Genomic DNA, 26,752 nt, shown 5'->3' on the forward strand with positions numbered 1-26,752 from the left:
CTTATTCATCGCGGAACACCTTTTCGGCTATGTGATCGGCCAGACCCTGAAACTCCTTCGCCAGCCTGCCTCGCTTGTTCAGGTCCCAAACCAGCAGCCCTTGCGACTGGGCATCAGCCAATGCGTCGTCGTCCTTGCTGATGGTCAGTTCAAGGTCCTGACCCAGCGCACGTTCGGCATCGCCGGTGTCGATCGTACCGAACAGTTTGCGGCTGGTCCGGTTGAGCACGATCTCGATTGCGCCTTTGTCGTAACCCATGGATGTCAGGAGCCGCTGACGGCGTTTCGTCTGGTTCAGGCTGGCCAGGCCGAGCTGAGCGACGATGATTGTCACATCCGCGTCCATCACCGTGGCGAGCGCCCAATTTGTCAGGTCCAGCGGCAGGTCGAGCACGACAAGATCGTAATTCTGGCGCAGCAGACGAATGATCCGGTCCAGCTTTGCCCCGTCGATCGATTCCACCGGGATGATATCGCTGGGCGCAGCGATCACATCGACATTGCTATCGGTCTTTGTGACCACGGATTGCAGCAGGTCGGTATCGATCCTGGCGTCCGCTTCTATCAGGTCCAACAAGCTTAGACGGGGTTGGCCGCCCAGCATCGGCGCGACGCTGCCCAATTGCAGGTCGAGGTCGACCACGCAAACCGAGCAGGGGTGATCGGCGCTGGATGCAAGACCGCCGGCCAAATGGGTGGCGATGGTCGACGCACCGCAGCCGCCGACGCTTTTCATAACCGCGACGACCGGGGCCAGTTTGATCCTGGCTTCGTCGTCATCGATCCGGGTCTCGACATCCAGAACGCAGGTCATCACCTCGTCCTGGTTGAAGGGAATCCGGACCAAATCCTCGATCCCCAGCCGGATCATCTTGCGCGTGATGCGCAGATCCACATCGGGCAGCGCGGCGATAAGGTGCAGCGACGGGTTGTCGTTTTTCAGTTGTTCGATCCGGCTGACCGATCCGGGGTTCTCGGGATCGACCTGCATGATAAAAACTTGAGCATTGCTGATCGCCGTTTCGGGCGGTGTCTCGTCAATTGAAAGCTCGATCAGTTCCAGGCTCTTGGAAAGACCGGTCAGTGGGCCCAGGTGCTCGGCTTCAGCACAGATCGCAACGCGTGCTGTCAATTTGAACTCCTTGTCAGCTGTCAGGTCTATGATGTCGTTCATCTGGCCCATGGTGTTCTCAATTCGAAAAATCGCCTTCGCCGTCTTCGCTGGTGAGCGAATAGGACAGGGTCGGCAGATCCACTTCACCGCCAAACAGCTGGAAGGTGAGCGGGGTGAAGGTGAGGTCCTGGACGGTCACGGTGACAATGGGCGCGACGTCAGGCCCGTTCGGATCGCCCGAAAAGCCGAGGCCGGACCATTCGTAATCAAGCTGGACGTTGTCCGCCTCGATCGTGTTCATAATGTCGTTCATGCGGCCGACAATCGCTGCGAAAGCGGCCCCGTTGCCGGTTGTGGGATAGCTGCACGAAGCAGGGCAGGTGCATGTCGCACTGGTACCGTCACCGGTGCAGGTGATACCGGGGAATGCGCTTTGCGGAACGGTCGTGCCTTGCGGGATGCCGCCATCGGTTGCGAATTTGTAATTCGCCAGTCCCGAAGGAACCATGTCGGTTGCCACGGCCCATCGCGCGCCGATCTGGGTTGCTTTCTCCGCCCGGTTTATAGTCCAGGCATACAGACCGACATCGATGATCCCGATGAAGAAAATAATGAAGATCGGCAGGACCAGGGCGAACTCAGCCGCAGGTCCGCCGCGCTCGTCACGGATGAAGGCGCGAAACGCGTTCATATGCCCATCACCACCGATTGGGCGCTGGCGTTTACGGTGGAATCGGAATCGATAAAGCCGAGCGTTTCGAACAGCGATGGATACTCCGCTGTCGCTGCGACGGTGACTATTCGTGCGCCGCCCGCGAGATCCTTGAATATGCCGTCGGTCGCGCCTGCATCGCACGTCACGGTGACTGTGATGTCGGCATTCTCCCAGCCATCAATCAAGGCGGTGCCGCCAGTCAGTTTCCCCGTTCGGGTGATTTCCTGGATATCGGCCGACCTTGTTGTACCGGTGCAAGTATAATCATCGAATGGCAGGCGACCGGCATATCGCGCGCCGTCGCGCACTGCTTTGATGATCTTTTGTTCAGTGTAAAAGAAATGGCCGGCTTCAAACCCGCCGAACATGATTGCCAGCAGCAGGGGCAGAACCAGCGCCATTTCTGCCGCAGCCGCGCCGCGTTCGTCGCTTCGGAAATCAAGGCGGCGGAGACGGGTCATTCGATAAGATACGGAACATCCTTGCGGATCTTCTGTCCTTGCGTGGCACCGCCGCCCAGCGTCGTTTCGCCGATTACTTCGATGTAAACGTCGCTGTTGCGGGTATATTGCGTACCATCATGCGTGCGCCGTGCGGTCGGCTCAACCAGGAACACGTCGACGAACTTCTTGATTTCAGCATCGGTGGTGCTGGAACTGAGACCTTCCGCGGTGCAATTGATTACGGCCACGCTCAGCACCCGGCGGTCTGGCGTGCTGGCTGGCGCGATGCCGGCTGGCGGCGTGCACAGCGGCGTGCCTTGCTGTTGCAGGCTGCCGACATTTTTCGACGCCAGCATGGACGCCTTGTTGTCGTATTCGTAGCGGTATTGCTGATAACGCGTCGGCGCGGTGCGGTTCTTCAGTTCCGGATAGCCGTAGCTGGACCAGGTTGTGGGGACCGATCCGTAACCGTTGGTGGCGTAATAGGCCGCCCGGTCCCAGTCGCCGTTACCGACCCGCGCATTGCCATTGCCCGAACAAATCCCGTCGACACTGACAGCGTGGCATTTGTCGCGCGGATAGCCCATCGGATCGAGGCCGGTGGGGTCGATATTGTTGACGCCTGATGTGGGACGATAGGGATTGTCGCCGACCTGGAAACCGCTGGAATGAATGCGGCAGCTTCCGCCGTTTCCGGCCTTTTTCAGCAGGTCGATCCGGGCGTTGTCAGATGGCGGGCACAGCGCGTTGTCGGTACCGCAAGCATTGTTCAGGCCGTTGTCGAACACGCCGAACCGGGTGTTTAGTGCGTCGAGCACGCTGACCTGCTGGCCGGGTTTCACATCGGCGCCTTCGACGGAGACACATTCGCCCGGCGGCTGTAACCGTCCCAGCGACTGGGCGGTGGCGTTGGCCCCGCTTCCCGCGTCGGTTTCCAGATAACCGAACACGCCGGGGCCGTAGCTGCCGGGGCTCTCGTCGGCGGTTTCATTGTTGCCGTTTTTGCCGTTCACATTGGCGACCAGGCGGATACCCCGGCCTGTATAATTGGGTGTAATGAATTCCGGATCGGACGTTTCGTTCGGATTGCACATCATGACCGGCGGAACCTTGCAGATTGCCGATCCCAGACCGGCATAGGCGGCAGCGTCCATATTGCCCGAAGTGACCAGCCCGATGACCGGGAACAGCGCGTAATCGACCGTCTTGGCGTTGACCTGGACCTCAACGAAGCGGGCATTTCCGTCTGCTGTGGCGGCGGTTGTCTTCGCCTTGTCCTGATAGAAACGGATTTGGCCGACCGCGTCGCAATCTTCCTCAAGCGGGATGGTTACTGCATTGTCTCCGCTGCCGAGGAGGGACTGGTTGGCAACCAGACTGACTGCGGCATTGGCCGCACGTGCGCACGCGCCGGTGTTCTTGTTGAGCTGGCTTGCTGCCGCAAGGGCAGCCTGATCGGCGCCATTTTGCAATTCGGAATCCATCCCGACCATGCGTGCGTAATCCATCCCGAATGCGGCCGCTGCCACCAGCACCGGCAGAGCCAGCGCATAGCTTGCTGCCACTGCGCCGCGTTCATCGGCCCAGAAGGCGCGCAGCGATTTCGCATGGGTATGGGGATGGCGGGGTCGGATCATCTTTCAGCCGTTCAACCCGGGCCTGTTTCGCGTGTGTCGATGCGTTCGGGCTTCTTCACCCGGTCGCTGCGCAAACGGTCGATCGCGTCCACTGCATTGTCGGCGCTGGTTGGCGGATTGGCGTCAGTATAAACCGGATCAGGATTGACGACCTGCGCGGCCATGGTCTGGCGGTTTGCCTCACCAAAACCCGGATCGTCGAAAGCCCCGATCGCCGATCCCGTCTGGCATCCGCTGAGCAAAATGGTGAGGAGCGGGAGAGCGAGCAATCGCTTGTCAGTAATCATAATCATCTCCCTCGCTTTCGCCTGTGTTTTCGGCTTGGTCGGCGCGTGGTTCTGCCGGTGGCAGTTCGACGGGCCGGTAAGCTTCCCCGGTAAGGATGGTTTCCAATGCGTTGGGGTCCTTCACCCGGTCGGTCGGCAGCCTGACCTGGTCCGGCCTGATCGGCTGGACCAGCCGCGGCGTGACCACGATCAGCAATTCGGTTTCACCTTTCTGGAAGCTGGTGGAACGGAACAGCGTGCCGATGATCGGAATTGACCCGAGCAGCGGGATCTGTTCGACCGTTGTCTTGAAGTCTTCCTGGATCAGTCCGGCAATGGCGAAACTTTCGCCGTCGCGCAGCTCAATGACGGTGCTGGCGCGCCGGGTTTGCAGGCCGGGGATCTGGATGCCGTTGAGCGTGATCGACGCGGTCGGGTCGATCGCGCTGACTTCCGGCTCGACCAGCAGGTTGATCGTGCTGTCGCCAAGCACTGTCGGCGTGAAGCCGAGACTGACGCCGAACGATTTAAACTCGACACTGATGGAAGACGCCCCGCCGGGTGATCCGCCACCGCCGCCATTCTGGACCACGGGGATCGGGAATTCGCCGCCCGCGAGGAAGGATGCCCGCTGACCGGAAAGTGATACCAGAGTCGGTTCGGCGAGTGTTTTCGACAGGCCGCGCTGTTCAAGTGTGTCCAGAACGGCATCGATCCGCAGACCAGCGACATCGCTGAAGATGCGGCGGAATACGCCGAAACTGCCGGTTACTGCGCTGCGTTCAAGTTGGCCGAAACCGGTATCGGGATTTGGGACGAAGCCCGATCCGGTTCCAGTTGCGCTGCTGAATGCGCCGCCATTGGACGAAGTGAATCCGCCAACGCCCAGTTGTTCGCCAATGTTTCGCGAAACCTCGGCAAAGCGGACTTCCAGCATGACCTGCTGGCTGCTGCCAAGTGTCATCAGATTGACCACGTCATCTCCGGCATATGCGCGGGCCAGCTGGACCACGCGGTCTGCGCTTCCGGCGCTCTTGGCCATCCCGCTCAGCACGATCGACTGGTTCGAAATACGCGCGTCGATGTTCTCGTCCGGCATCAGCGCGCCGATCTGTTCGCGCAGGGCGAGCACGTCGGGCCCGACGGAAATGTCCATCACTGCCAGAACCTGATTGCCGGAACCGTAAAGGGTAAGGCTGGTCGTGCCGAGTTCCTTGCCCAGAACGTAAACCGACCGGTCGGAAATCGGGAAGATGTCAGCGATCTCGTCATTGCCGATCATCGCCCTTGCGATTGGCCGGTCAGCAGTGACAACCTGGCTCTTGTTGATCGGAATCTCGATCGATCCACCTTGGCTGTAGACCTCTGCACTTTTGACGGCTTGCGCCTGGACTGCAGGGCTCAGCGCCATGGCGATTGCACTTGCTGCGATTGCGATTGCGCGGTGTGTCATCTTACCACCCCCTCGAACGGTTGACCGAGTATTCGGTATCTTCAACGCCGCGGACGACCGTCATGGTCGGGCCGCGCGGGCGGGTTGGTGCGGGTGCGCTGCTGCCCGATGCGGCACGCGGCGCAGCCGGGCGGTATGATGCAGCGGCCGGCGCGGCTTGGCGCGTCTTGGGGCCGATATAGTAACCGGCACCGCCAAGGTCATTGGCCAGAACGACTTGCGTTGCCCCGGTCATCTGGTTTTCGATGTTGCGCAGCGTCAGGCTGAGCGAACCGATCTGCTGGGCGAGCGCAAGTTTCTGCGCGCCGTAAATATCGGTCTGCAAAGTGGCTGTCTTGGCCACGGTCGCATCGGTTTCGTTCTCGCTCGCGACCTGATCGACGGCCAGAACGAGTGTGTTTTCCAGAACGACCGTGGTCATCTTGTCGCTTGGCTGGGCACCTTCGCCCGGGATTTGCCGTGTCAGCAAGACATCGACGACATCACCGGCGCGGACAAAGCCTGCAACCCCTGCGACTTCATTCACCGGAATTGAAACTGCGCGCTGGTCATCCGGCAACAGCGCGGCGAGCGTTGCCCGTCCGTCTTCACCGCTGACTTTCGTTGCGAGCACCGGTTCGCCGATCGTGATCGGACGAAGGGCCACGCGGCCGCCGCGCATGGCGACTGAAATATCAGAAAAGGCCCCTTGCGGGACCGAATTTGCTGGCCAGTTGACCAGCCTCAGATTTGTCTGGGTGAGCGGGGTGCCAAACGCCATGTCCTGCGTTGCAACTACCACGCGGGCGAGCTTGTTTACCTCAGCCTGCCGTTCTTCTCTCTGTTCGACGCCGCTGAAATATGTGTTCGCGAGAAATACCGCGACCAATCCCAGCAAAACGGCGAAACCAAGTATAATCAGGTTCCTGCCCTGCATGTTTCCGATCCCCCCAGACGCAAACCGAATTGAAAGCCCCCCGGCGCGAACCGCCGGGGGGAATATTCAAGCTCGCTTAGTCTGCAGCAGGCAGAGCATTCTGCGAGTTCGCAACATTTGTTTCAGCGTTGTTGATCGCATCGCGAATTTCGCCGCCGAGCAGGCCAGCTGCTGTTGCGATAGCCGCGCCGACGATGGCGAGGATCAGAGCATACTCAGCTGCCGAAGCGCCGGATTCGTCTGTTGCAAAAGTTTTCAGGAAAGTTTTCATTTCAATTACCCCTATTCATGTCCGGCGCACTGTTTTGCGCGCCGATACAATTTCTCTCGTCAAACCATTCATGACCGGGCACCGATCAATTTGGTAAACAAGAGGTTAAGGAGGCTGCCACTCCGGAAGAATTGGGAATGACCCGTAGAGCCGGGGACGTTTCAGAATGGCACGGAATGGCCGCCGGCTAAATTTGCAACTATCGGAAAAACAAGGGAAAAGATTTTTCTGGCGCTTCCATGAGTGGCGGCAAATCGAATTTGATCTGTATCAAAATCGTAAGCGAACGCTGACAGGTCGGCGCGAATCGCAATATTCTACGTAAATGCCCGTAGAATTTATTCTATTTGATCTGTCAGTACGTAGAATTCCGATTTTGCATGGTCTTGGAACGCAGAGATTCGTCCAAGGATTGTGTATCCACTCGCCAGCGGTTCTCAGGGCGCAAAAAATTAACCAAAAGATGCAAGGGTATGCTCATAACTTGCAGTCTGTCCGGGCACTCCGGGCGAGCTTGTGGGTTATGGAACTGGAACGAGAATTCCCTGATAGGTCTGGCGCAGAGCTGCGCCGGATCAAGGGCAAATCGGCAAGGATACGCAATGTTGAGCGATCTGAAGATCATCGGGAAACAGGCTGAGCGGCACGTCCGCGCCTATGCTGACCGGTGGCTGTTGCAGAGCGCAGCAGTTCCGCGCCTGCTTGAGGCTCACCTTTCGCGAATATTCACCGGGTGGGCGGCGCTGATGGCCTTGCTGTGCAGTTTCAAGGTCATGACCAGCCCCACACCGCCGGATTCGATTATTACTCTGGCGCAGCTGGTACTTCCCTACGCGCTGGTTGCCGCTGCACCTCTTGCGGGATATTTTCTGGCCCGTGCGACTTTTCCGAAAGGTGCAGAAACCCAGCAACCGCAATCGCGGCTAGCTTTGCTTGGTACGTGGAAATCTCTCGACCTGCACGGTGCACGGCGGGATCGCGCCTATGGCCCGTCCGGGATCGTCGCGACGATACTAGTCGGTCTGCTGCTCAACATCCTGATCCGGACCGCCGAATTTTCGGTGGCAGTGCCCGCGCTCAATTCACAGGCACCGGAATGGGGCCAGTGGCTGATGCTGGCGATGACTGCGGATCTGGTGATCCTGAATTTCTTTTACATGGTGTGTTTTGCCATGGCGCTGAAAGGGGTTCCGCTGTTCCCCAGAATGCTGGTGTTCACCTGGCTGCTCGACCTTCAGATGCAGCTGGCAATCGCGAAATTTGTCAGCCTGGTCCCGCCGCCGGAAATGGTTGCCTCCGCTCTTGTGACATTGCTTGGCGGGAATGTTCAGAAGGTGCTGCTCAGCATGTGTATCTGGCTGCCCATCCTGATCCTGTCACGGCGAATTAACGTGACATATCGCCACAGGGAACCGGCCAGCGCCTGACGCACCGGCCGGCGATGTCCCTGCTAGATACCGAGCTCTTTTTTCACCTTCGCAAAACTTTCCAGCGTGTGATCCAGATCCGTAATTGTCAGCGCGGATGACATCTGGGTGCGGATGCGGGCCTTGCCGCGCGGCACCACCGGGAAAGAGAACGCGGTTACATAAATACCGTGCGCATACGCTTTGTTGGCGAATGCCTTGGCCACTTTCGCATCGTAGAGCATGATCGGAATGATCGGGTGTTCGCCGGGCAAGGTTTCCAGCCCGATTTCTGCCAGGCCGTTGCGGAAATAGTCCGCGTTCCTGAACAATTGCTCCCGCGCGCCGCCATCTTCCGCGATGTCGAGCGCCTTCAGCGCGCCGTTCACGATTGGCGGCGCAACGGAGTTCGAAAACAGATAGGGCCGTGAACGTTGCCGCAGCAGCGCGACGACTTCCTTCTTCGCGCTGGTGTAACCGCCGCTTCCCCCGCCGAGAGCTTTGCCTAGTGTGCCGGTGGTGATGTCGACCCGGTCCATACAGGCGCGATATTCATGCGTGCCGCGCCCTGTATCGCCGAGGAAGCCGGTCGCGTGGCAATCGTCGAAATGGACCAGCGCGCCGTATTTTTCCGCCAGATCGCATACCTCATCGAGCCGGGCGATAAAGCCGTCCATCGAGAAAACACCGTCGGTGGTGATGAGCTTGAAGCGGGCACCTGCAGCGTCCGCTTCCTGCAGCTTGGCTTCCAGATCGGCCATGTCGTTGTTCTTGTACCGGAACCTCTTGGCTTTCGAGAGGCGGATGCCGTCGATGATGCTGGCGTGGTTCAGCTCATCCGAAATGACCGCGTCTACATCAGTCAGCAGCGTTTCGAACAGGCCGCCATTGGCATCGAAGCATGACGGGTAGAGGATCGTATCCTCCATCCCCAAAAACCGTGAAAGGCGTGCTTCGAGCTGTTTGTGCAGGTCCTGTGTGCCGCAGATGAAACGCACCGAAGCCATCCCGTAGCCATGCGTGTCGAGTGCTTCTTTCGCGGCATCAGCCAGCCGCTGGTCACCCGCCAGGCCGAGATAATCGTTGGCGCACAGATTGATCACGTCATCCGCGCCAAGACCGACATGCGGGCCTTGCCGGGTCGTGATCTCGCGTTCCTGCTTGGTCAGGCCCTGATCTTCGATCTCTGCCAGCTGCGCGGCGAGGTGATCCTGAAATTGTCCGTACATTGTCAGTCTTCCCAGTTCAGTACGACTTTGCACGCAGACCCGTCGAGCATGGCCTGGAAGCCTTCCTCGAAACGGTCCGCGGGCAGGCGGTGGGTGATGATGCCCGATAGGTCGAGGCCGCTTTCGATGAAGACCGACATCTTGTACCAGGTTTCGAATATCTCGCGTCCGTAGACCCCCTTCAGCGTGAGCATGTTGAAGATGACCTTGTGCCAGTCGATCTTCACATCACCTGATGGCAAACCAAGAATCGCGATCTTGCCGCCATGGCACATATTGTCGACCATTTGGGCAAAGCCTTTTTCCGATCCCGACATTTCGAGGCCGACGTCGAAACCTTCGGTCATGCCGAGGCTATTCTGGACTTCCTTCAGGTCTTCCTGTGTCACGTTGACAGTACGGGTCGCGCCCATCTGTTTTGCACGTTCGAGGCGGCCGTCATTGAGATCGGTGACGACAACATGACGGGCCCCGGCATGGCGGCAAACAGCGGCTGCCATGATCCCGATCGGACCGGCCCCGACGATCAGCACATCTTCGCCGAGAACATCGAATTGCAGCGCGGTGTGAACGGCATTGCCGAACGGGTCGAACAGCGATGCGACATCCAGATCGATGCCGTCGCTGTGGACCCACAGATTGGCCGCGGGGATGGACAGGTATTCGGCGAATGCGCCCTGACGGTTCACCCCGATGCCGCTGGCATTGGCGCACATATGGCGGCGCCCGGCCATGCAGTTGCGGCAATGCCCGCAGACCACGTGGCCTTCGCCCGAAACGATTTGCCCAGGGTGGAAGTCACTGACATTGCTGCCGACTTCGACGATTTCTCCAACGAATTCGTGCCCGACAACCATCGGGACCGGGATTGTGGACTGTGCCCATTCATCCCATTTCCAGATATGCATGTCGGTCCCGCAAATCGCGGTGCGTTTGATCTTGATCAGTGCGTCGTTGATGCCAACTTCGGGCATCGGCACGTCCTGCTGCCACAAGCCTGGTTCGGCTTTCGCTTTGACGAGGGCCTTCACTCGGTATTCCTTTTGGTTCGTAACTAGGTGCACACCCTGATGTCGACGTCGCGCGTCAGGATGTCGGATTCGTAGCCGACCGTTAGCGTGTATTCCTGATCAGTGCACAGGTTGAGTTTGGCAGTTTGATCAGCATCGAGCGAAATCGTGTAATTTCCGGGTTTGAGCCGTTCGAAAAAGTAATACCCATCGACCTCGGTCTTGGCATAGCTGACGATTTTCCCGCTCTCGTCACGCAGTCTGAGGCGGACGCCCGAGACACCGCGTTTCTTGCCATTCTTGTCGAAACTGACGGTGCCTTCGAGCTCGCTCAAGGCAATGATAGGGAACTCGGCCTTGTGAATACGGCCAGGGCGAGGGACAATTTCAACTCCATCCAGCGCCGGGGCGAGGGTGATATCCGGCAGACTTGAACCTTCCACCTGCAGGCTGACACCGCGCCCTGCACCGAGGCCGCTGAGCCGAGCGATACCCTGATCATCCGTTTTGCCGGTCTGGTTGAAGGCGATGAAATCCACGTCCGGCAGCGGGTGATCGGCAGGACCGAAAACGCCGTCACCGTCAACGTCCCTGAAGGCGCGCAGGGACGCGCCGCCGGATGACGCAAGACCGGGGCGTGCGACGAACAGGCGGCCGCTGAGTGGGTCGCGGCCAAAGCTCAGACCAACGCGCAATCCTACCGAATAGGTATCGTCCGTGAATCCATAATTGCCATCCAGCGCGACGGTGAATTTGTCGAAATCACGCACGGCAGAAAGTCCGACCAATGTGGATCCCGACTGGAACGCATAGCTGACCGTTCCTCTTATCGCTGTGTCTTTGTCGACAGCGTAATCCAGTTCCAGACCGGCTGAAACCAGTTCGGGCTGCGGCATCACCTGATAGCCGACCGAGACGCGGCCGCGCACCTTGGAACGGGTCGCAGTGGCAAGATCGAAATTGCCGATCAGCTGCGAAAATGCCTCGATCCCCGGGAGGCTTGTGTGCGAATATTCCAGCGTGTTTGAAACAAGGAAGCCCGGTACCCGCGTGGACGCGCGCAGCGAGGCATTCGTCTGTTTCCGGCCGCTCGCCGTTTCCAGATAGCGCGCCCTCGCGCTGAGCGGGATGGTCAGGCCGGTCACCGGGTTCCCAAGATTGAGCGAGGTGTTGAAATTAAGTTCCGTCGAACGGCGCAGGAATTCTCCGCCTGTGCTGCGGGTTTCGTCGATGAAGTCGCCCATATACTCGGCATGGCTGAGCGTGAACGCCGACCCGCCGAGCTTGCCGCCAATACCTCCGCTGAAGGCCATCGCACCGCCGTCAGCAGCCGCAAGATCAGCTTTCAGCGCGAAGCCGCCAAGCCCCGTTCGCACACCGGCCGATGCTGTCCACCGGCTGTCGTCGGTATCGGTCTGATACCATGCGCCGCTCATGACCGTGGTCAGTCCGGAACTGAGGCCGTAGCTGACTTCGGCGGTGGCGCGCCAGCTACCCTCATCGGCAGGCGCGATATAGTTCGGGCCGCGAACCCCTAATACATTGGTGTCTTTCTGTACCGCGCCGACGCGGTAAACCAGTTTGCCAGGTGGCAGGCGCCCGTCGCCGACGCTGATCTTGCGGACCTGTTCGCTGCGCTGCCCCTGCGGCCCAAAGAACACGAGCCGGAAGATGTTCAGCCCGAAATCGACCGGGATCTGGAGGAATTCGTACTGGCCGTTGACGGTTTCTCTGGTTGAACCGACGAGAATTTCATTGCGATACAATTCGACTTCGTACCCGTCGGGCAAGATGCCGCGTAAATCGATACGTTCGAAGACGGAGAACGCCTGCTGCGGGGTATTCGTCACGGTAACACCGCGACCCGAAACACTGCGCAAGCCGACCGGCATCGACACGGTTGCGACATCACCCACCGCGAAACCTGTTGCAGCCAGCGGCCCCAGAAGGTCCGCATCAGGGTCCTGCCTGCCCAGCTCGATGAGCGACGCAGTCAGGCCGTTTTTGGTGTCTCCGCTGAGATAGGCCTGGGCAGTCATGAAGGCGAGATCGCCGGCCAGTTGCAAATCCCCCTCAATCCGCGGACCGAATACGCTGTCCGACAGCGCCCGAACTTCCACGTCCGCCAGCGGAAGCGATGCCAGAAGCCAGGGCGTTTCACTGCGCGGCCATTCTTGGCTGGTGCGTTTAACACCGCGGGTTTCAAGCCGGCGGCGCTCCTCTTCGCGCGCCATTCGTTCCTCGAACGGGAAGGGCTGGAGCGTCTCGATTAGGATCGCCTGAGAGCGCAAGTCGGCCTCGATTTTCAGCGGCAAAAGCTGCTCGAAAGCATCGGTACGCAGGAACATCTCGCCATCGAACGCGGCGGCAAAACCGGAGGGAAGTGGCTGCGACCGCCCTTCCAGCTCGAGCGTCCCCTGGCGGATATTGATCGACAGCGTGCGGTTCTCGTCCAGCGCCCAGCCATTGGCATAGTGGCCATCATCGCTGACCGTGATCGCAAGATCGAGTATACGCGCAAGCGTGCCAAGCGGCAGGTAAACACCGTCACGCGTGCCGAACGCGAAAATGGTGTCGCGGGCATCGATACCCTTGATCTGTATCTCCAGGATCAATTCATCCTGATAGCTGAGTACCGGGGGCTGTGCGGATGCCGTGAACGCCGTTTGACGATCATTTCCCAGCTTTGCTGCCTGCGGGTTCTCCGGCTCAGACGCAGGCGGCTTGAAGAGACCGAGCGAGGTCTGAGAGCGCTGAGAAGGGACGAGAGAAGCTGCCGGCGGCAGTTCCGCCTGTGGGTCAGGCCGATCGCCTTCGTCATTGGCCGGCGTGACCGTGCTCGAATCCGGCACTTTCGCCTCGACGCTGACCATCGGTATCGGCACGCGACGCGAAGGCAGCACGGACGCTATCGAGGGAACGCTGGCGCCGGGCTGTTCGCTGATGCCGGCGGGCGCAGCAGAGGGGGCAGCTGACGGTTCGGCTGGACCCTGCGGCGCGGCGCGAGCGGAAATGGTTCGCCTCGACCCGGAAGTTTGAGCCTGATCTGCTGCTTCTTGCGGGATGCTTGGGCCGCTGTCTGCCAGTGCGAGCGCAGGCCCGCGCTGTTCGAAAACCGGGCCATCTAATGGCTCGGGCGCCTCAGGCTCTTCCGGCTGCGGCGCAGCAGGTGCTTCATCGGCACGGGCTAGCGCCGCTGGTTCTTCCAGCTCGGTCTCAACGCTCGGCGGCGTCTTGGCCGCCACCTGCGCAACAAGCTTGGAAGTCTCGGTTGGCGCGCCATCTGGCAAGGTTTGCTGTACGGCGCTTTCCGCAATATCCGGCGCTGTATCCCGGTTGCCGAGCCCATGTGGCAGCGCGTGATGTTGCTTCTTGCCAAAGGCTGGTTCGACTTCTTGGTCTGCAGCCGGGATGAAATCTGGTGCGGGGAACGCGTCTGCCGTCTGTTCCGAAGTAAGCGATTGCGTTTCGGTGTCTATTGCCGCGCCGCCGCGGTCGGATGTCGCAATTTCGACTTTATCTTCGAGGGGAGCGTTCTGCTCAGCCGGAAATTTCTCAGTTTGCTCCGTGCTCAGCGAAACGAATTCGGTTTCGAATGGTGCTTCGGTCTCAGTACCCGCTGACGGTGCCACCTCATTCGCTGGTTCAGGCGGCGCAATCAGGCTTGGCGAGGAAGCCGGCGCTGGGGAGGTGATGGGCGGGTGCCCATTCGAAGCAGCTGGCTTTTCCGTGATGACCAGCGAATGGTCACTGACTGTGGCAAGCAACCGCTCTTTTGGCTTCCGTTCAGTCGCCCGTTGGGCCGATTGCCGGGCAAGCACAGCGCCGCCCTCCTCTGACGGAGGCGGAGCTTCGATGGTCTTGCGCGCAAGCGGACCGAATTGCGGCCTCGGGATGTCGGCCGCAGTTGGCGCCGGACCGGTGCGGGGTGCGGGTTTCTCCGGAAAGGGTAATCCCTTGTCCGCAGCGTCATCATCATCGCTGTTGCGCGGTGTGCATCCCAACCCGAGCAGAACCGTCCCTAAACAGACAGTTCCTACGTTCCGGGCCAGCGGTTTTCTGGTCACGGGATAACGAAGGTAAGCTCAGCAAGTCTGGCGCCGGGTTCGACATCGTCATCGGTGTAGGTGATCGTCAAAGTCCTGCCCGATACGATCGTGCCCGGCTCTGTTTCCGGGTCGATCGGAATGACCAGCTTGCGTTCTGCCAGTTCAGGATAAACGCCCACACCGCGGGCGAAGGCGACCGGACGATTGGCGCCCCTCGCAGTGATTTCGATGTCGCCGAATGCGGACCGGGTGCCAGAACGCGTCACAGTCAGGCCGATTGCCTGTGTTCCGTCGCGCGCAGTCAGCAAAACAGGGTTCCTGATGCCGACATCCAGCGTGGTGTCGCCAATGCGTACGATCACCGGGATCGAAATGCCGAAGCGCGGCTGGATGGTCACCCCGATACCGTCGGAGGTCTCCCCGCCGATGGCGTCGTCGATCGAGAAGCCGCCGCCTTCATCGTCAGGTATTGCGGTCACTTTGAAGTGCGAGCGGTATTCACCCGGCGGCACGTCTGCACTGGCGCGCGCCATCAACCTGATGATCTGGGATTCGCTGCCCCTGAGCCGTACGCGGCGCGGGGAATAACGCAGGAAGGGGCTGGCCGTTTTGACCCGGGCCTGTTCGGCATCGGTCAAGCCGTTACCGAATACGAGCAACCGGCCCTGATCGTTCATCCCCATATCGACGATTTCGATCTCGTAATCGCCGCTGTTCGTGGTCTTGTTGTAAAGACCGACCGTGGCGATCTGACGGCGGCCGTCGATAATCACGCGTTTCGGGAACAGGTTGATGTCGCCGAAACCGCCGACCGAACCCTCTGGCGCTTCAGCCGCGACAGGGGCATCCGTTTCATCTGACTGCGCCAGTGCCGAATTGCCGCAGATGGCGCATGAAATTGCCGCCAAAGCAACCAGTGCCAGGCGTTTTGTCCTACCGAACAAGTCAGGATGAATAGTATTGAACGACATTATGAATTCCGTGATGCGACCAGCGAAGCATGCCTCTGGCCTATCGCTACAGCATCAGGGAGTCACAGGTAAAGCACGGTGACATCGTAAGTCCCCGAATAGGTCCCGACCTGTTGATTTGCGCCCACATTCAGGCGCGCTCCAACGCTGAGATTGGCGACCCCGTTTGTATCCATCCGGCCAAAGCCGAAGCCGAAGCTGTCCATCCATTGAAACTGATCGACAAGCATCGTGCTGGTGCCGTTCGATATGGTTGCGAACAACGGCACGGTCACGATGAAGCGGCGGCGAGGATCACCAAATACGGCAAACGAACCCGCGCCCTGGCCGCCCGCCAGTTGCGGGGTGGTGGTCGAACCGATGGCTCCGCCGGTTTCCGTTACAGCTCCATCGGTGCCGATGGACACGGTGCCTGCGGTTGCAGGCTGCATGATCCGGCCAAACCGCAGATCGGCAACATTCTGGATACCGATTGGCTCGATGATCCGGACTCTTGCCTGCCCCTGCAAAGTGTGCGTGTCCCCCGGCGCAGCGACTGCCTGTGCCGACAGGGTCAGCGCCAGGGCTGATCCGGCGGCGCGCAAGGCGAAGCTGAGTGATGCCGTGGAGGCCATTTCGCAAACCTGTCCGGAGGGAAAATAGGCGGGCATTCCTGTTGAATGCCCGCCTACGAAAGCCGAAGCTTAGTTGTAAGTGACGGTTGCGTCGTAAGTGCCGACGTAGTCACCGGCAGCCTGCGCTGCGCCTACCGAAAGCGTGCCGCCAACGGTGAAGGCCGAAGTACCACCAGCGGAGATGATCGCGCTGCCGACCGAGGGTGCAGTCGTGAAGGACATAGTCTGCGTGCCGTTGGTAACCGAACCAGGTGTAGTGGTGATGTCGAACAGGCGCGAAGGATCGCCAGTGACGTCGAACGAGTCAGCGGTGTTGACCGAACCAGCAACCAGAGTTGCGGTGCCGTCGTCGCTGCCTGCGCCAGCGGCAGTCACGGTTACCGAACCAGCGGCTGTGGTGTCAGGAATGATCGTACCGAAAGCAAGTGCTGCGTTTGGTGTGTGCGTAAGAGTGATCGGTGCAATGATTGTTGCAGTAGCGCTACCTGCTTCAGTATCTGTGTCACCCGGTGCTGCTGCGGCCGGAACTGCGATGGCAGCTGCGAAAGCTGCGAGAACGATTTTTTTCATTTTGGTCTTCCCCAAAGGCTGGTCCTGGTCGGTGCACTCGGGGCGCACCTTTGCACAAAAGGCTGGTGCCCTTCGTGATGCTCTAAGGGATAGTGCTTAGGTCTTAACAATTTCTAACCGGAAATAAGGCTGCAAAATCAGACTACTTAGCAGTCAATTAATTTGCCGTTATTCATAGGAGACAACTAAAGTGATCTCTGCGGCATAACTTCCGGGGGGTGTTCCAGCCGGAATTTCCAATTGTCCGCCGATTCTCAGCGTGTCCCTGCCGTTGGCATTCAATAGTCCAGCCGAATCGTTATTTGGCCTGTTCTCGCTGGCCGATGTAATTTGTGATACAACAAGATCCGGGGCCGGGCCGCGCTGCGCACTCGCCATGACCGTGGTGGGCAAGATTACACGGTATCCGCGGTCTTTTTCTCCCTGCACTGCATAAACCGCCGGACCTGGTGCGCACGGCACCGCAGTGAGGCACATCTTCTTTGCAGACCCGTTATAGGCCGCGTTTCCTGAAGAGGGGTCGATGGTTACATTACCGCCCTGATTGGCTGACACTGCGACACCGCCAAATTCCAAACGTTTTTGAGCAGAGACAGAAATGGGCTTGATAATCGAGGCGCTGGCTACCCCTCGATCGGTAGAGGAGCCTGGTTCGGCCCTCAAGTCTACAGCGCACGTCATCGCGATTAAACCAGAAAGTATTGCTAGTTTCGCGCGATAAAACATCTGGGCTGTATTTCTCCTTTGAAAATATTATTCATTAAATACAACTAGGTATTTCCCCAAAGGTTCCGTAATTGTTCAGTGCGTCGCCGCAGTGGCGGCCATTACCGGACAGAAATCAGAACGGCATCTGCAGGAATCATCAGGCTCACCGTGCCTCCACCGAAATTACGGTCAACATCCAGGCGCCCGCCGACGTGAAATGTCCTTTGGCAAACGCGCTGGCGGCAATTGGGAATGTTGATCTCGATGACCTGCCCTGCGGCCAAAGATGCATACCCGGGCAAATCCGTCTGGTACGATGTCAGCCGCGCCGTAATCCCGCCTTGGGTCACAACGGGGGCAGCAGCCAGAACTAGTTGGATGCGCAGGTTCAATACCCGGCGGCTGTTGGAACCCCGATCGTAGGAAATCGTGAACCGTGCAGGTCCGGTATCACCGCGGGTGGTTGAAAATACGCCGACGCTCTGGACATTCCCCGCTGGCCCGACGACCCGGTACCCTTGGTCGAGGACCGCGAAGGTGCCGAAGCGCAGTTCCGTCTGCGGGATTATCCGCAACTGTGCCGGTGCCGCCTGCGCCGAATGCTGCATCAGTAGGCACAATGCGGCCAGAATGGCGGACAATCGCCGGATCATTGCTTTGCCAGCCAATCAACAAGCAAGGCGTTCACTTCGCCGGACCGTTCCTGCTGCGTCCAGTGGCCGCAGCCCTCCAGCATGTGCAGCCCCTGCAATCCCGGTAGCAATTTCGCGAGTTTTTCGAGGCTGTCCGGGCCGGCAAGCCGGGTCGCAAGATCACTGGTTCCGCCGATGAAAAGGCTGGGTTGGTGGATCACATTGCTGTCGAGTGCGGTCAACATCGCGTGATCGCGGCGCTGGTTGCGATAGCGGTTCAGCGGTCCATGGAAGCCGGACCGGCTGAACTCGCCAGCCAGATAGGCTACGTCATCATGATCGAGCCAAGGCAGCGGCATCGGTGGTTCGGGCAGCCCCTTTAGCAGTCCGTCGCCTGGTTTTTTGTCCGCCGGCCAGGTGCCTTCGGGGGCATCGCCCGAAATCGCATAGTAGAACTTGCGGATTACTTCGGCAGGGTCTGCTTCCAGCTCCGCCTCTGCGGTGCCGACTTCCTGGAAATCGACCTGGTAGAAATACCGACCCTTTTGGGTGAAGAACTGGTCCTGCAGGATATCCGCAGAAACCGGACCGGGCGCAGAATGGGGTATCGACAGGCCGGAGACGGCGCGGAAACGATCCGGATGGAGTAGCGCCGAAGTCCACGCGATCGGTGCTCCCCAATCGTGACCGATAATGATAGCGGGCTGATCAGGCGACAGGCTATGCGCAAGCGATGCCATATCGCCAGCGAGTTCAGCCATCGAGTATGCCTCCACCTCTTTCGGGGCCGATGAACCACCATAGCCGCGCACATCAACCGCCACTGCGCGGAATCCCGCCTTGGCAATCGCCGGCAATTGATGCCTCCAGCTATACCAGCTTTCGGGGAAACCGTGCACCATCAACACCAGAGGGCCGCTACCCATCTCTGCGTATCGCAGGCTGATATCGGGCGCAGTACTTACTTTCCCGAAGACGATCTGGTCCAGAATACTCATTGCGCACTAGCTACCACTGCAAAACTTGTTTGGACAGTCTTGCATGGGTTCGAATGCGGTTGACTGCGCTTCATTAGGTGACAGAAGATCGGGCGATGGAAAGCAATACAAGCCACAGCGCCCCGGCGCAGTTCGCGGCCGCTGGCGTGGCGGACATTTGCCTGTTCATTCGGGAGAACCGGTTGGCGATTGAACGCGCGCTGGTTGAACGCGGCGCGGTGCTCCTTCGCGGCTTCGATGTTTCGGACGGTCAGGATTTTGACGCGGCAGTGCAGGCATGGGGAGGGGAGAACTTCGCCTATGCCAAATCGCTATCCAATGCGGTGCGAGTAAACGTCACAGAGCGGGTATTTACGGCCAACGAGGCCCCGCCAGCGACCGAAATTTTCCTCCATCATGAGATGGCGCAAACGCCGATCTTTCCCTCCTCGCTCATGTTTTTCTGCGAGATTGCGCCTGAATCAGGGGGCGAAACACCGCTTTGCCGGTCCGATGTGCTGCTGGAAAAACTGCGCGCCGAACTGCCGGATCTGATTGCTTCATTCGAAGAGAAGGGCGTCCGCTATTCCAACACCATGCCGGCCGAAGACGATCCGGGCTCCGGGCAGGGGCGCAGCTGGAAATCGACATTGGGGGCGGAAAGCCGGACCGCCGCAGAAGCGCGTCTTGCTGAACTGAATTACAGCTGGGAATGGCAGGAAGACGGCTCGCTCCGCATAACCACGCCGCGTCTTGACGCAGTGTGGGTGCTGCCGAGCGGGGACAGGAGCTTTTTCAATCAGCTGATCGCCGCATATCGCGGGTGGTCGGACAGCCGCAATGAAGCATCCCAGTCAATCAGCCTGGGCGATGGCAGCCCGATCGATCACGCTGCCATGATGCGCGCAATCGAACTGGCATATGATCTGGTCTACGATCACCAATGGCAGGTAGGCGATGTCGTATTGGTCGACAATTTCACCGTCATGCACGGCAGGCGGCCGTTCGCGGGCAAACGCAGGGTGCTCGCCTCGCTGTTTCGCTGATTGCTGGCTGCCCCAGCTCAGGGCAAAGGCTTGCCCATCGAAGCTTGCATAACCGAATACCATGCGCTGCGTGTCCATTCGACTTTAGCCAGATCGGCAAGCTCGCCAATCCGCTGCGCTGTCTGACTGCCGACGATCGGAATGGGGCGTGCGGGATGCGCGGCTACCCAGCTGAAGGCGGCGACGGCGCGCGATACGTCGAACTGACTGGCCACTTGGTCGAGTGCTTGCGCGACAGCCTGCTCGCGCTCGTTCGACGGAGAGGCAATCCTCCCGCCTCCAAGCGGCGACCAGGCAAGGATCGCCATTCCGTTCTGGACGGCATCGTCGAATTCCCCGTTTAATACCGGATCCAGATGGAGCGGCGAAAATTCAGGCTGGCTGCTGACCAGCGGAATATCGAGAGCTGCGCGCAATGCCGCGATCTGCGCCTGCGTAAAGTTCGATACGCCGACCGCGCCGACTTTGCCCGTTGTAACCATGTCTTGCAGCGCGCGGGCTATTTCATCTGGATGGGTCAGGATATCCGGCCGGTGAATTTGCCACAAATCCACGTGCTCCACCTGTAACCTCGACAGGGAGGCATCGAGCGCCTGCGAAAGGTATTCGGCAGACGAATTATACGGCACTCCGGGAATGATGCCGCCCTTGGTCGCAAGTACCATTTTGCTGCGTAGACCGGGCGTTTCGCTGAACACCTGGCCCAGCAATGTCTCTGCATCGCCGAAGCCTTCCGAACCGTTGAACCCATAGATGTCGGCGGTGTCGAATAGAGTTATGCCGGCCCCGAATGCGGCATCGATCAAGCTGCGCGCCTGCGGGACTGACACACCGTGGAAGCGCCACATACCCCAGGCTGCGGCCGAGATTTTCGGACCTCCGGCATACAGTTCGCGTTCGGCCTTGATCGCGGGTAGCGGTGTTTCGGTCATTGATAGGTCCTGGTTTTTGCTATTGCCTGAAAGGTCGCGGAAAAGCTGCTTCCCTTCCGGTAGAAAACGGGCGGATTGCCCAATGGCGCGTCAATATCGATCCACTGCCCGCCTTCAAAGGTCTGATTGGTCCAAATGTGGACCCAAATGTCCCCTGCAGGGAGATAGACTGGCCAGCGATCGGCAAATTCCTCAATCACCGGGGCAACGAGCAGGTCGCGGCCATAGAGATAATGCCATTGCAAATCGAACGTGTTCGGGTCGCTTTCATAATGCATGAATACGGGGCGCTGCAGGGGCAGGCCGGTGCGCTCCGCTTCCTCACACAGATGCCTGACATAGGGGGACAGACCCGAGTGGACCTGAGACATCCACGCAAAATGCGTCAGGATTGCAGGAGAACTGTCGATCTGAAGATTGTCCTCCGGCCGGTTGCCTTCATGGGTCCGCATGACCGGGGTGAACGCGGCCAGTTCAGACCAACGCATCAACAATTCGGGCGACCGCGTGCGCCCATCAAGGCTGGTGTACCCGCCGATATCGCTGTGATGATAGGCATTGCCGACCAGCCCGGCTGACAGCGCCGCACATATCGCGGTGCCGATCCCGTCATGCCGCGAAAAATCTACCGATTGATCGCCGGCCCACAGCAGCGGGCAGAAACCGCCGACCTCGCTATGGCCGGACCGCATGAAGAACAGCGCATCCCCCGCCGCCGCGTTGGTCATGGCCCACAACACCGGCCATTCATTATGCGTCAGCATGGGGTCCGATCTATCGGACAGCCGTGCATCCACCGGCAGGTATTCGCCAAAATCGGCCATCCATCCTGCCATGCCCAAATCCAGCATTTCGCGGCGCAGGATACGCGCGGCGAACCAATCGCGCGCCGCACTGCTTGTAAGGTCGATCAGGCCGCATTCGAATTCCCCGAAATCGACCAGATAGGGCGCATCGCCGTCAGGGTTTAAAACGAAGTGCCCACCAGCGGCTGCTTCACCGAACAATTCCCCGTCGGCGGCAAGATAGGGGTTCGCATAACCGAGAAACCGGATGCCCTGATCGGCCAGCCCTGCAATCTTGTCTGCCAAATCGGGATAGCGCGTTTGGTCTGCCTTCCAGTCCCAGAAAAGCCTGCGGCCAAAACTGGTCTGGCGGATGCCCGCCCAATCCTCGCACCAGAGCGCGCTGACCTTTGCCCCCACATCGATTATCCGCTGGAGCCGGGCGAAGCTGTTTTCACCGTCCTTCAGGCCGATGATCGACCCGGAAATTGCCCATTCCGGCAATTGCGGCTGTCTTCCGAAACGGTCGGACAGCTGGCTGACAAGTCCCGAAAGGTCAGCGGCCGCGAAAATTTCCAGACGCGCCGGAACGTCCCAGAAGTGCAGTCTGTGCTGGTCGTCCGATGTGAAATCGAATTCTGCATAGGCGCGGGTATCGGCGTGCAGCGCATAACGATGCGAGGAAAGAAATGTCGGCTGCGGATAGTAGGTTGTCCAGTAATCCCCGATGCGTGCTGGGTTGAACGCGCTGGCCGGTATGCCATGCGGGTCGCGGCCGACGCCGGGTTCACCGCACCATAGCGGGAATTTGCGCCCTCGCAGATTCAGGTAGGACATTTGTTCCCCGCAGCCCCACACGTATTCTCTCTCGCTGGCTTCGAAGTCGATCCAGAACCGGTTTACTTCAGGGTCAGTGCATTCCAGCCGGATTGCCATCCGGTCCAGCGTCATCGTCAGAATCGTTTCCGTGCCGCCGCTGCGCCCAAATTCTACAGAGAGGCCGGATTGCCGCACAACTGAGAGCGGCCCCTTCCACGCCAGTTCGTCACTGAAACTGAAATGGCCCCGGTCCGAATGAACGTCCGGCCTGCCCGAGCCGGCGAAAAATGCTGGCCGATGCGGATCGTGGCTAAGCAGGACCCTGCTGCCGAGGAGGATCTGAAAGCTGTCTTCCGCGGCGAACAGCTCAAGACTGTCGATTGTCATCCTGCCTCTGGCCGCCACTGGTCGCGTTTGACCATGACCGCCTTGAACAATTCGGATTCGAGCATTGTATCGAGCCAGCGGCGAACATTCGGGATCGGCTGGGTGTCGAACCATTCCCGGTCAGTCGCGGCAAATTGGCGGACGAACGGCATGATCGCCGCGTCGGTCAATCCCGGCTTCTGCCCATGCAGATAGGGGCCGGTGCCGATTCTTTCATCCAGGTCCCGCAGGATCGCAAGGCACGCGGCGCGGTGTTCCTCGGCATCGCTGCCGTGCCGGGTCGAATATTTGTAGCGATCAAGGTGATGTTTGAATGGCCCGTCATTCATCTCGATCAGATCGAAATCGGCGCCTTGAAGCCAATTTTCCGGGTCATTCCGGCCCAGCGCCCAGCGCATCACGTCGATGCTTTCATCGATCACCTTGCCGTTTTCAAGCACCAGCACCGGGACCGTACCCTTAGGCGAGGCTTCCAGCATTTCGGCAGGCTTTTCGCGCAATTTGACTTCCCGAAATTCGGGTTCGATCCCGCTGGCCGCCAGAGCCATGCGGGCGCGCATTGCGTAAGGGCAGCGGCGAAAGTTGTAGAGGACCGGTTTATTCATCGGACCCTTCCGTCATTCCCCCGCTTCCCGCCTCGCGCTGTTTGGCGAGTTCGGTCTGGCGCTGGCGTTCGGCGTACCGGGCGCGCTGTTCATCGGTCCGTGTATCGAAACAGTTCGGGCAGCTGATGCCTTCGACGTATTTTTCCGATTGCATCTGTTCGCACGACAGCGGATTTCGGCACGCCCGGCACAGCGCATAGTCGCCCACTTCGAGCCCATGTCTAACGCTGACCCGCTCATCGAAAACAAAACAATCACCTTCCCAGCGGCTTTCTTCTTCCGGCACTGTTTCCAGATATTTCAGGATACCGCCCTTGAGGTGGTAAACCTCGTCTACCCCTTCGCTGCGCAGGAAAGCAGTCGATTTTTCGCAGCGTATGCCGCCAGTGCAAAACATCGCGATCTTGGGCAGCTTGCCCTCTTTTTCGAATTCCGCGCGTTTTTCGCGAAACCATTCGGGGAACTGGCGGAAGCTTTCCGTCTGCGGGTCGATTGCCCCGGCGAATGTGCCGATGCCGACTTCGTAATCGTTGCGGGTGTCGATCACGATCGTATCGGGATCGTCGATCAGCGTGTTCCAGTCTTCGGGTGAAACATAGGTGCCGACATCGCCCACGGGGTCGAGGTCCGGCTGGCCCATGGTCACGATCTCGCGTTTCAGCCGGACCTTCATTCGGCGGAATGGCATCGATGGTGCATGGGAAAACTTCACTTCGATGGTGTCGCATCCGGGTAGGGTTCGGATGTGCGCAAGAACTGCGTCGATACCTGCTTGCGATCCGGCAATCGTCCCGTTGATGCCCTCCCGCGCGATCAGCAGCGTGCCTTTGACGCCGTTTCGCTCGCACAGTTCAGCCAGCGGTGCCTGGACCGCCGCCAGATCATCGAATGATGTGAATTGATAAAGGGCCGCAACGGTAAAGCTCTCGGGGCGGCAAGTCTTGTCGGTCATGGGTCTGTTTTCGTGTCCTTCGTCGGCACTGCCCGAACTTGCGGCGGCTTTGCTCTGCAGCGCGAATTACGCACCGCGATCTTCATGCCGGTATTTTCAGGCCGCCAGATTGCTGGCATGCCATGCACAGTGCGAATACGCATAGTCGCATAGGAGGGGAAACCGCGATGGACAAGAATTCAGATGCCGCTTCCAAAAGGGCGGACGCATATTGGAAAGCGAATATCCGTCTCCTGTGCGCGCTGATGACCGTCTGGTTCCTTGTTTCTTTCGGAGCCGGCATCCTGTTCCGCCCATTCCTCGACCAATTCATGATCGGCGGTTTGCCGCTCGGGTTCTGGTTTGCCCAGCAAGGCTCGATCTACGTCTTTATTGTCCTGATATTTTTCTACAGCTGGCGGATGAAGCGCCTCGAACGCAAATTCGATCTGGACGATTGAGGTCGCGGCCATGACAACGCAAACCCTGATTTACATTTTCGTCGGCCTCAGCTTCGCGCTGTATATCGGCATTGCCATCTGGTCGCGGGCCGGATCAACCCGGGAATTCTATGTCGCGGGCGGCGGCGTCCACCCGGTGGTAAACGGGATGGCGACGGCTGCCGACTGGATGAGCGCGGCATCATTTATCTCCATGGCCGGTCTGATCGCGTTTCTGGGATATGACGGTTCGGTCTATCTCATGGGGTGGACGGGCGGATATGTCATGCTCGCACTGTTGCTGGCGCCCTATCTGCGCAAATTCGGCGAGTTCACCGTGCCTGATTTCATCGGGACGCGGTTCTATTCAAAGGCCGCGCGAACTGTCGCGGTAATCTGTCTGATATTCATCAGTTTCACCTATATTGCGGGGCAAATGCGCGGTGTCGGCATCGTGTTTTCGCGCTTCCTCGATGTGGAGGTGGAAATCGGCGTTGTCATCGGGATGGCGATCGTTTTCGTCTATGCCGTGCTGGGCGGGATGAAGGGGATCACCTACACCCAAGTAGCGCAATATTGCGTTATGATTTTTGCCTATCTGGTTCCGGCAATCTTCATTTCGCTGCTGATCACCGGCAATCCCGTGCCGCAGCTCGGGCTTGGCTCCGTGGTCAATGACGGATCCGGACTTACCGTGTTGCAGAAGCTTGACGAATCTCTGCAAATGATGGGCTTCGGAGCATATACGCAGGGCAGCAAATCGGCGGTCGACGTGTTCTGCATCACCGCGGCGCTGATGGTGGGCACAGCGGGACTGCCGCATGTCATTGTCAGGTTCTTCACCGTTCCCAAGGCCTCGGATGCGCGCCGGTCGGCCGGGTGGGCGCTGGTCTTTATCGCTTTGCTCTATACGACCGCGCCCGCAGTTGCTGCTTTTGCACGCATCAACTTCAACGATTCCGTCCATCAGACGGCCTATCAGGATGCCCCCGCCTGGTTCACCAATTGGGAGGCGAACAATCTGATCGCCTGGCAGGACAAGAACGGCGACGGGGTGATGCAAGTCGCCAGCGGTGACGCGTTTGAAGGCGCGCCTGAATATCTCGAACAAACAGGTCCCAGCGGTGAACGGCTGCTGGCGAATGCGCCTGGCGCGGGCAGTGATAACGAAGTCTATGTCGACAGGGACATCATGGTGCTGGCCAATCCCGAGATCGCCAATCTGCCCGGCTGGGTCATCGCGCTCGTTGCCGCAGGCGGGTTGGCTGCGGCGCTATCGACCGCGGCGGGCCTGCTGTTGGTAATTTCTGCAGCGGTCAGCCACGATCTTCTGAAATCGACATTCCGGCCCGAGATTTCGGAAAAGGGTGAATTGCGTGCAGCCCGCCTCGCCGCCAGCGCGGCAATCATCGTTGCCGGTTTCCTCGGGATATACCCTCCCGGCTGGGTTGCTCAGGTGGTTGCATTCGCATTTGGATTGGCGGCAGCATCGCTGTTTCCAGCGATCTTCATGGGGATATTCACAAAATCGATGAACCGGGAGGGCGCGATCGCGGGGATGGTCAGCGGGCTTGCTTTCACCTTCCTTTATATTGCCTATTTCAAGCTTTGGGCCCCGCAGGCCAATGTGGCGGCGAACTGGCTTCTGGGTATCTCTCCGGAGGGGATCGGCATAATCGGTATGCTGATCAATTTCAGCGTAGCCATCATCGTCGCCAAATTTACCCCGCCTCCACCGCAAGAAGTTGGTCAGCTGGTCGAAATGATCAGGGTACCGCGCGGCGCACGTCAGGCCAGGGAACACTGATCGAGCAAGGGATTTGCGC

Annotated in this window: 25 protein-coding genes; 4 read left to right on the forward strand and 21 right to left on the reverse strand. The window is 59.3% G+C overall.

The features are described from left to right. Nucleotide 1: 1 nt before the first annotated feature. The 8 genes from GRI43_RS13055 to GRI43_RS13090 form a co-directional block, all read right to left on the reverse strand. Nucleotides 2-1,174 (reverse strand): CpaE/TadZ family protein, encoded by a 1,173-nt coding sequence (locus GRI43_RS13055; protein WP_160731516.1) that lies wholly within the window; start codon nucleotides 1,172-1,174, stop codon nucleotides 2-4. Between the two features lie 16 nt (nucleotides 1,175-1,190). Next, entirely contained in the window at nucleotides 1,191-1,805 is a 615-nt protein-coding gene (locus tag GRI43_RS13060; RefSeq protein WP_160731517.1) for a TadE/TadG family type IV pilus assembly protein, read from the reverse strand. Beyond that, entirely contained in the window at nucleotides 1,802-2,290 is a 489-nt protein-coding gene (locus tag GRI43_RS13065; RefSeq protein ID WP_160731518.1) for a TadE/TadG family type IV pilus assembly protein, read from the reverse strand. Before GRI43_RS13065 ends, GRI43_RS13060 begins: the two co-directional genes overlap by 4 nt. After that, on the reverse strand, nucleotides 2,287-3,909 hold the full coding sequence (locus GRI43_RS13070) for a pilus assembly protein TadG-related protein (RefSeq protein ID WP_160731519.1): 1,623 nt from the start codon (nucleotides 3,907-3,909) through the stop codon (nucleotides 2,287-2,289). The genes GRI43_RS13065 and GRI43_RS13070 overlap by 4 nt, the downstream gene beginning before the upstream one ends. An 11-nt stretch (nucleotides 3,910-3,920) precedes the next feature. Then, a complete protein-coding gene (locus GRI43_RS13075) occupies nucleotides 3,921-4,196 on the reverse strand; it encodes a hypothetical protein (protein WP_160731520.1) in 276 nt (91 codons plus the stop codon). Then, on the reverse strand, nucleotides 4,186-5,628 hold the full coding sequence (locus tag GRI43_RS13080; protein ID WP_160731521.1) for a type II and III secretion system protein family protein: 1,443 nt from the start codon (nucleotides 5,626-5,628) through the stop codon (nucleotides 4,186-4,188). Before GRI43_RS13080 ends, GRI43_RS13075 begins: the two co-directional genes overlap by 11 nt. Nucleotide 5,629: 1 nt before the next feature. Further along, nucleotides 5,630-6,544 (reverse strand): Flp pilus assembly protein CpaB, encoded by a 915-nt coding sequence (cpaB, locus tag GRI43_RS13085; RefSeq protein WP_160731522.1) that lies wholly within the window; start codon nucleotides 6,542-6,544, stop codon nucleotides 5,630-5,632. A 76-nt stretch (nucleotides 6,545-6,620) separates the two neighbouring features. Beyond that, nucleotides 6,621-6,815 carry a Flp family type IVb pilin gene (locus GRI43_RS13090; RefSeq protein ID WP_160731523.1) on the reverse strand — a complete coding sequence of 65 codons (195 nt, stop codon included), beginning with the start codon at nucleotides 6,813-6,815 and terminating at the stop codon, nucleotides 6,621-6,623. Nucleotides 6,816-7,417: 602 nt separating this feature from the next. Between GRI43_RS13090 and GRI43_RS13095 the strand changes: the two genes are divergently transcribed. After that, nucleotides 7,418-8,242 (forward strand): DUF2569 domain-containing protein, encoded by an 825-nt coding sequence (locus GRI43_RS13095; protein ID WP_160731524.1) that lies wholly within the window; start codon nucleotides 7,418-7,420, stop codon nucleotides 8,240-8,242. Nucleotides 8,243-8,265: 23 nt separating this feature from the next. Here GRI43_RS13095 and GRI43_RS13100 read toward each other — a convergent pair whose 3' ends face one another. The 9 genes from GRI43_RS13100 to GRI43_RS13140 form a co-directional block, all read right to left on the reverse strand. After that, nucleotides 8,266-9,450 (reverse strand): glycine C-acetyltransferase, encoded by a 1,185-nt coding sequence (locus tag GRI43_RS13100; protein WP_160731525.1) that lies wholly within the window; start codon nucleotides 9,448-9,450, stop codon nucleotides 8,266-8,268. 2 nt (nucleotides 9,451-9,452) lie between these two features. Continuing rightward, entirely contained in the window at nucleotides 9,453-10,481 is a 1,029-nt protein-coding gene (gene tdh / locus GRI43_RS13105) for an L-threonine 3-dehydrogenase (protein WP_160731526.1), read from the reverse strand. 23 nt (nucleotides 10,482-10,504) lie between these two features. After that, complete coding sequence (locus GRI43_RS14080; RefSeq protein WP_160731527.1) at nucleotides 10,505-14,527, reverse strand: SdrD B-like domain-containing protein; 4,023 nt, start codon at nucleotides 14,525-14,527, stop codon at nucleotides 10,505-10,507. After that, nucleotides 14,524-15,480: a fimbrial biogenesis chaperone gene (locus tag GRI43_RS13115; protein WP_235903763.1), complete on the reverse strand. Its 957-nt coding sequence runs from the start codon at nucleotides 15,478-15,480 to the stop codon at nucleotides 14,524-14,526. The genes GRI43_RS14080 and GRI43_RS13115 overlap by 4 nt, the downstream gene beginning before the upstream one ends. Nucleotides 15,481-15,542: 62 nt before the next feature. Then, complete coding sequence (locus tag GRI43_RS13120; RefSeq protein ID WP_160731528.1) at nucleotides 15,543-16,094, reverse strand: DUF4402 domain-containing protein; 552 nt, start codon at nucleotides 16,092-16,094, stop codon at nucleotides 15,543-15,545. A gap of 69 nt (nucleotides 16,095-16,163) precedes the next feature. Then, a complete protein-coding gene (locus GRI43_RS13125; protein ID WP_160731529.1) occupies nucleotides 16,164-16,664 on the reverse strand; it encodes a DUF4402 domain-containing protein in 501 nt (166 codons plus the stop codon). A gap of 168 nt (nucleotides 16,665-16,832) precedes the next feature. After that, nucleotides 16,833-17,390 (reverse strand): DUF4402 domain-containing protein, encoded by a 558-nt coding sequence (locus tag GRI43_RS13130; RefSeq protein WP_160731530.1) that lies wholly within the window; start codon nucleotides 17,388-17,390, stop codon nucleotides 16,833-16,835. 101 nt (nucleotides 17,391-17,491) lie between these two features. Further along, complete coding sequence (locus GRI43_RS13135) at nucleotides 17,492-18,040, reverse strand: DUF4402 domain-containing protein (protein ID WP_160731531.1); 549 nt, start codon at nucleotides 18,038-18,040, stop codon at nucleotides 17,492-17,494. Continuing rightward, entirely contained in the window at nucleotides 18,022-19,002 is a 981-nt protein-coding gene (locus GRI43_RS13140; RefSeq protein WP_160731532.1) for an alpha/beta fold hydrolase, read from the reverse strand. The genes GRI43_RS13135 and GRI43_RS13140 overlap by 19 nt, the downstream gene beginning before the upstream one ends. Nucleotides 19,003-19,079: 77 nt before the next feature. On the opposite strand from GRI43_RS13140, the gene GRI43_RS13145 reads away from it, so the two are divergent. Further along, nucleotides 19,080-20,027, forward strand: coding sequence for a TauD/TfdA family dioxygenase (locus GRI43_RS13145; RefSeq protein WP_338090052.1), 948 nt, complete (start codon nucleotides 19,080-19,082; stop codon nucleotides 20,025-20,027). Nucleotides 20,028-20,044: 17 nt separating this feature from the next. Here the strand turns inward: GRI43_RS13145 and GRI43_RS13150 are convergent, their stop codons facing one another. Genes GRI43_RS13150 through trhO form a run of 4 tightly spaced genes read right to left on the reverse strand, consistent with a single transcriptional unit; the run spans nucleotide 20,045 to nucleotide 24,507 of the window. After that, nucleotides 20,045-20,959 carry an aldo/keto reductase gene (locus GRI43_RS13150; protein WP_235903764.1) on the reverse strand — a complete coding sequence of 305 codons (915 nt, stop codon included), beginning with the start codon at nucleotides 20,957-20,959 and terminating at the stop codon, nucleotides 20,045-20,047. Further along, nucleotides 20,956-22,950: an alpha-glucosidase gene (locus tag GRI43_RS13155; protein ID WP_160731533.1), complete on the reverse strand. Its 1,995-nt coding sequence runs from the start codon at nucleotides 22,948-22,950 to the stop codon at nucleotides 20,956-20,958. The genes GRI43_RS13150 and GRI43_RS13155 overlap by 4 nt, the downstream gene beginning before the upstream one ends. After that, a complete protein-coding gene (locus tag GRI43_RS13160; protein ID WP_160731534.1) occupies nucleotides 22,947-23,555 on the reverse strand; it encodes a glutathione S-transferase in 609 nt (202 codons plus the stop codon). The genes GRI43_RS13155 and GRI43_RS13160 overlap by 4 nt, the downstream gene beginning before the upstream one ends. Beyond that, the gene (trhO, locus tag GRI43_RS13165; protein WP_160731535.1) at nucleotides 23,548-24,507 is read right to left on the reverse strand and encodes an oxygen-dependent tRNA uridine(34) hydroxylase TrhO; all 960 of its coding nucleotides are present in this window, start codon (nucleotides 24,505-24,507) and stop codon (nucleotides 23,548-23,550) included. Before trhO ends, GRI43_RS13160 begins: the two co-directional genes overlap by 8 nt. Nucleotides 24,508-24,674: 167 nt before the next feature. Here trhO and GRI43_RS13170 point away from each other — a divergent pair, with 167 nt between their 5' ends. Next, nucleotides 24,675-24,947, forward strand: coding sequence for a DUF4212 domain-containing protein (locus GRI43_RS13170; protein ID WP_160731536.1), 273 nt, complete (start codon nucleotides 24,675-24,677; stop codon nucleotides 24,945-24,947). A 10-nt stretch (nucleotides 24,948-24,957) separates the two neighbouring features. Further along, nucleotides 24,958-26,733, forward strand: a complete 1,776-nt coding sequence (locus GRI43_RS13175) for a sodium:solute symporter family protein (RefSeq protein WP_160731537.1) — start codon at nucleotides 24,958-24,960, stop codon at nucleotides 26,731-26,733. The last annotated feature ends 19 nt before the right edge of the window (nucleotides 26,734-26,752 follow it).

The sequence above is a fragment of the Pontixanthobacter luteolus genome (assembly GCF_009828095.1).
Lineage (GTDB): Bacteria > Pseudomonadota > Alphaproteobacteria > Sphingomonadales > Sphingomonadaceae > Pontixanthobacter > Pontixanthobacter luteolus.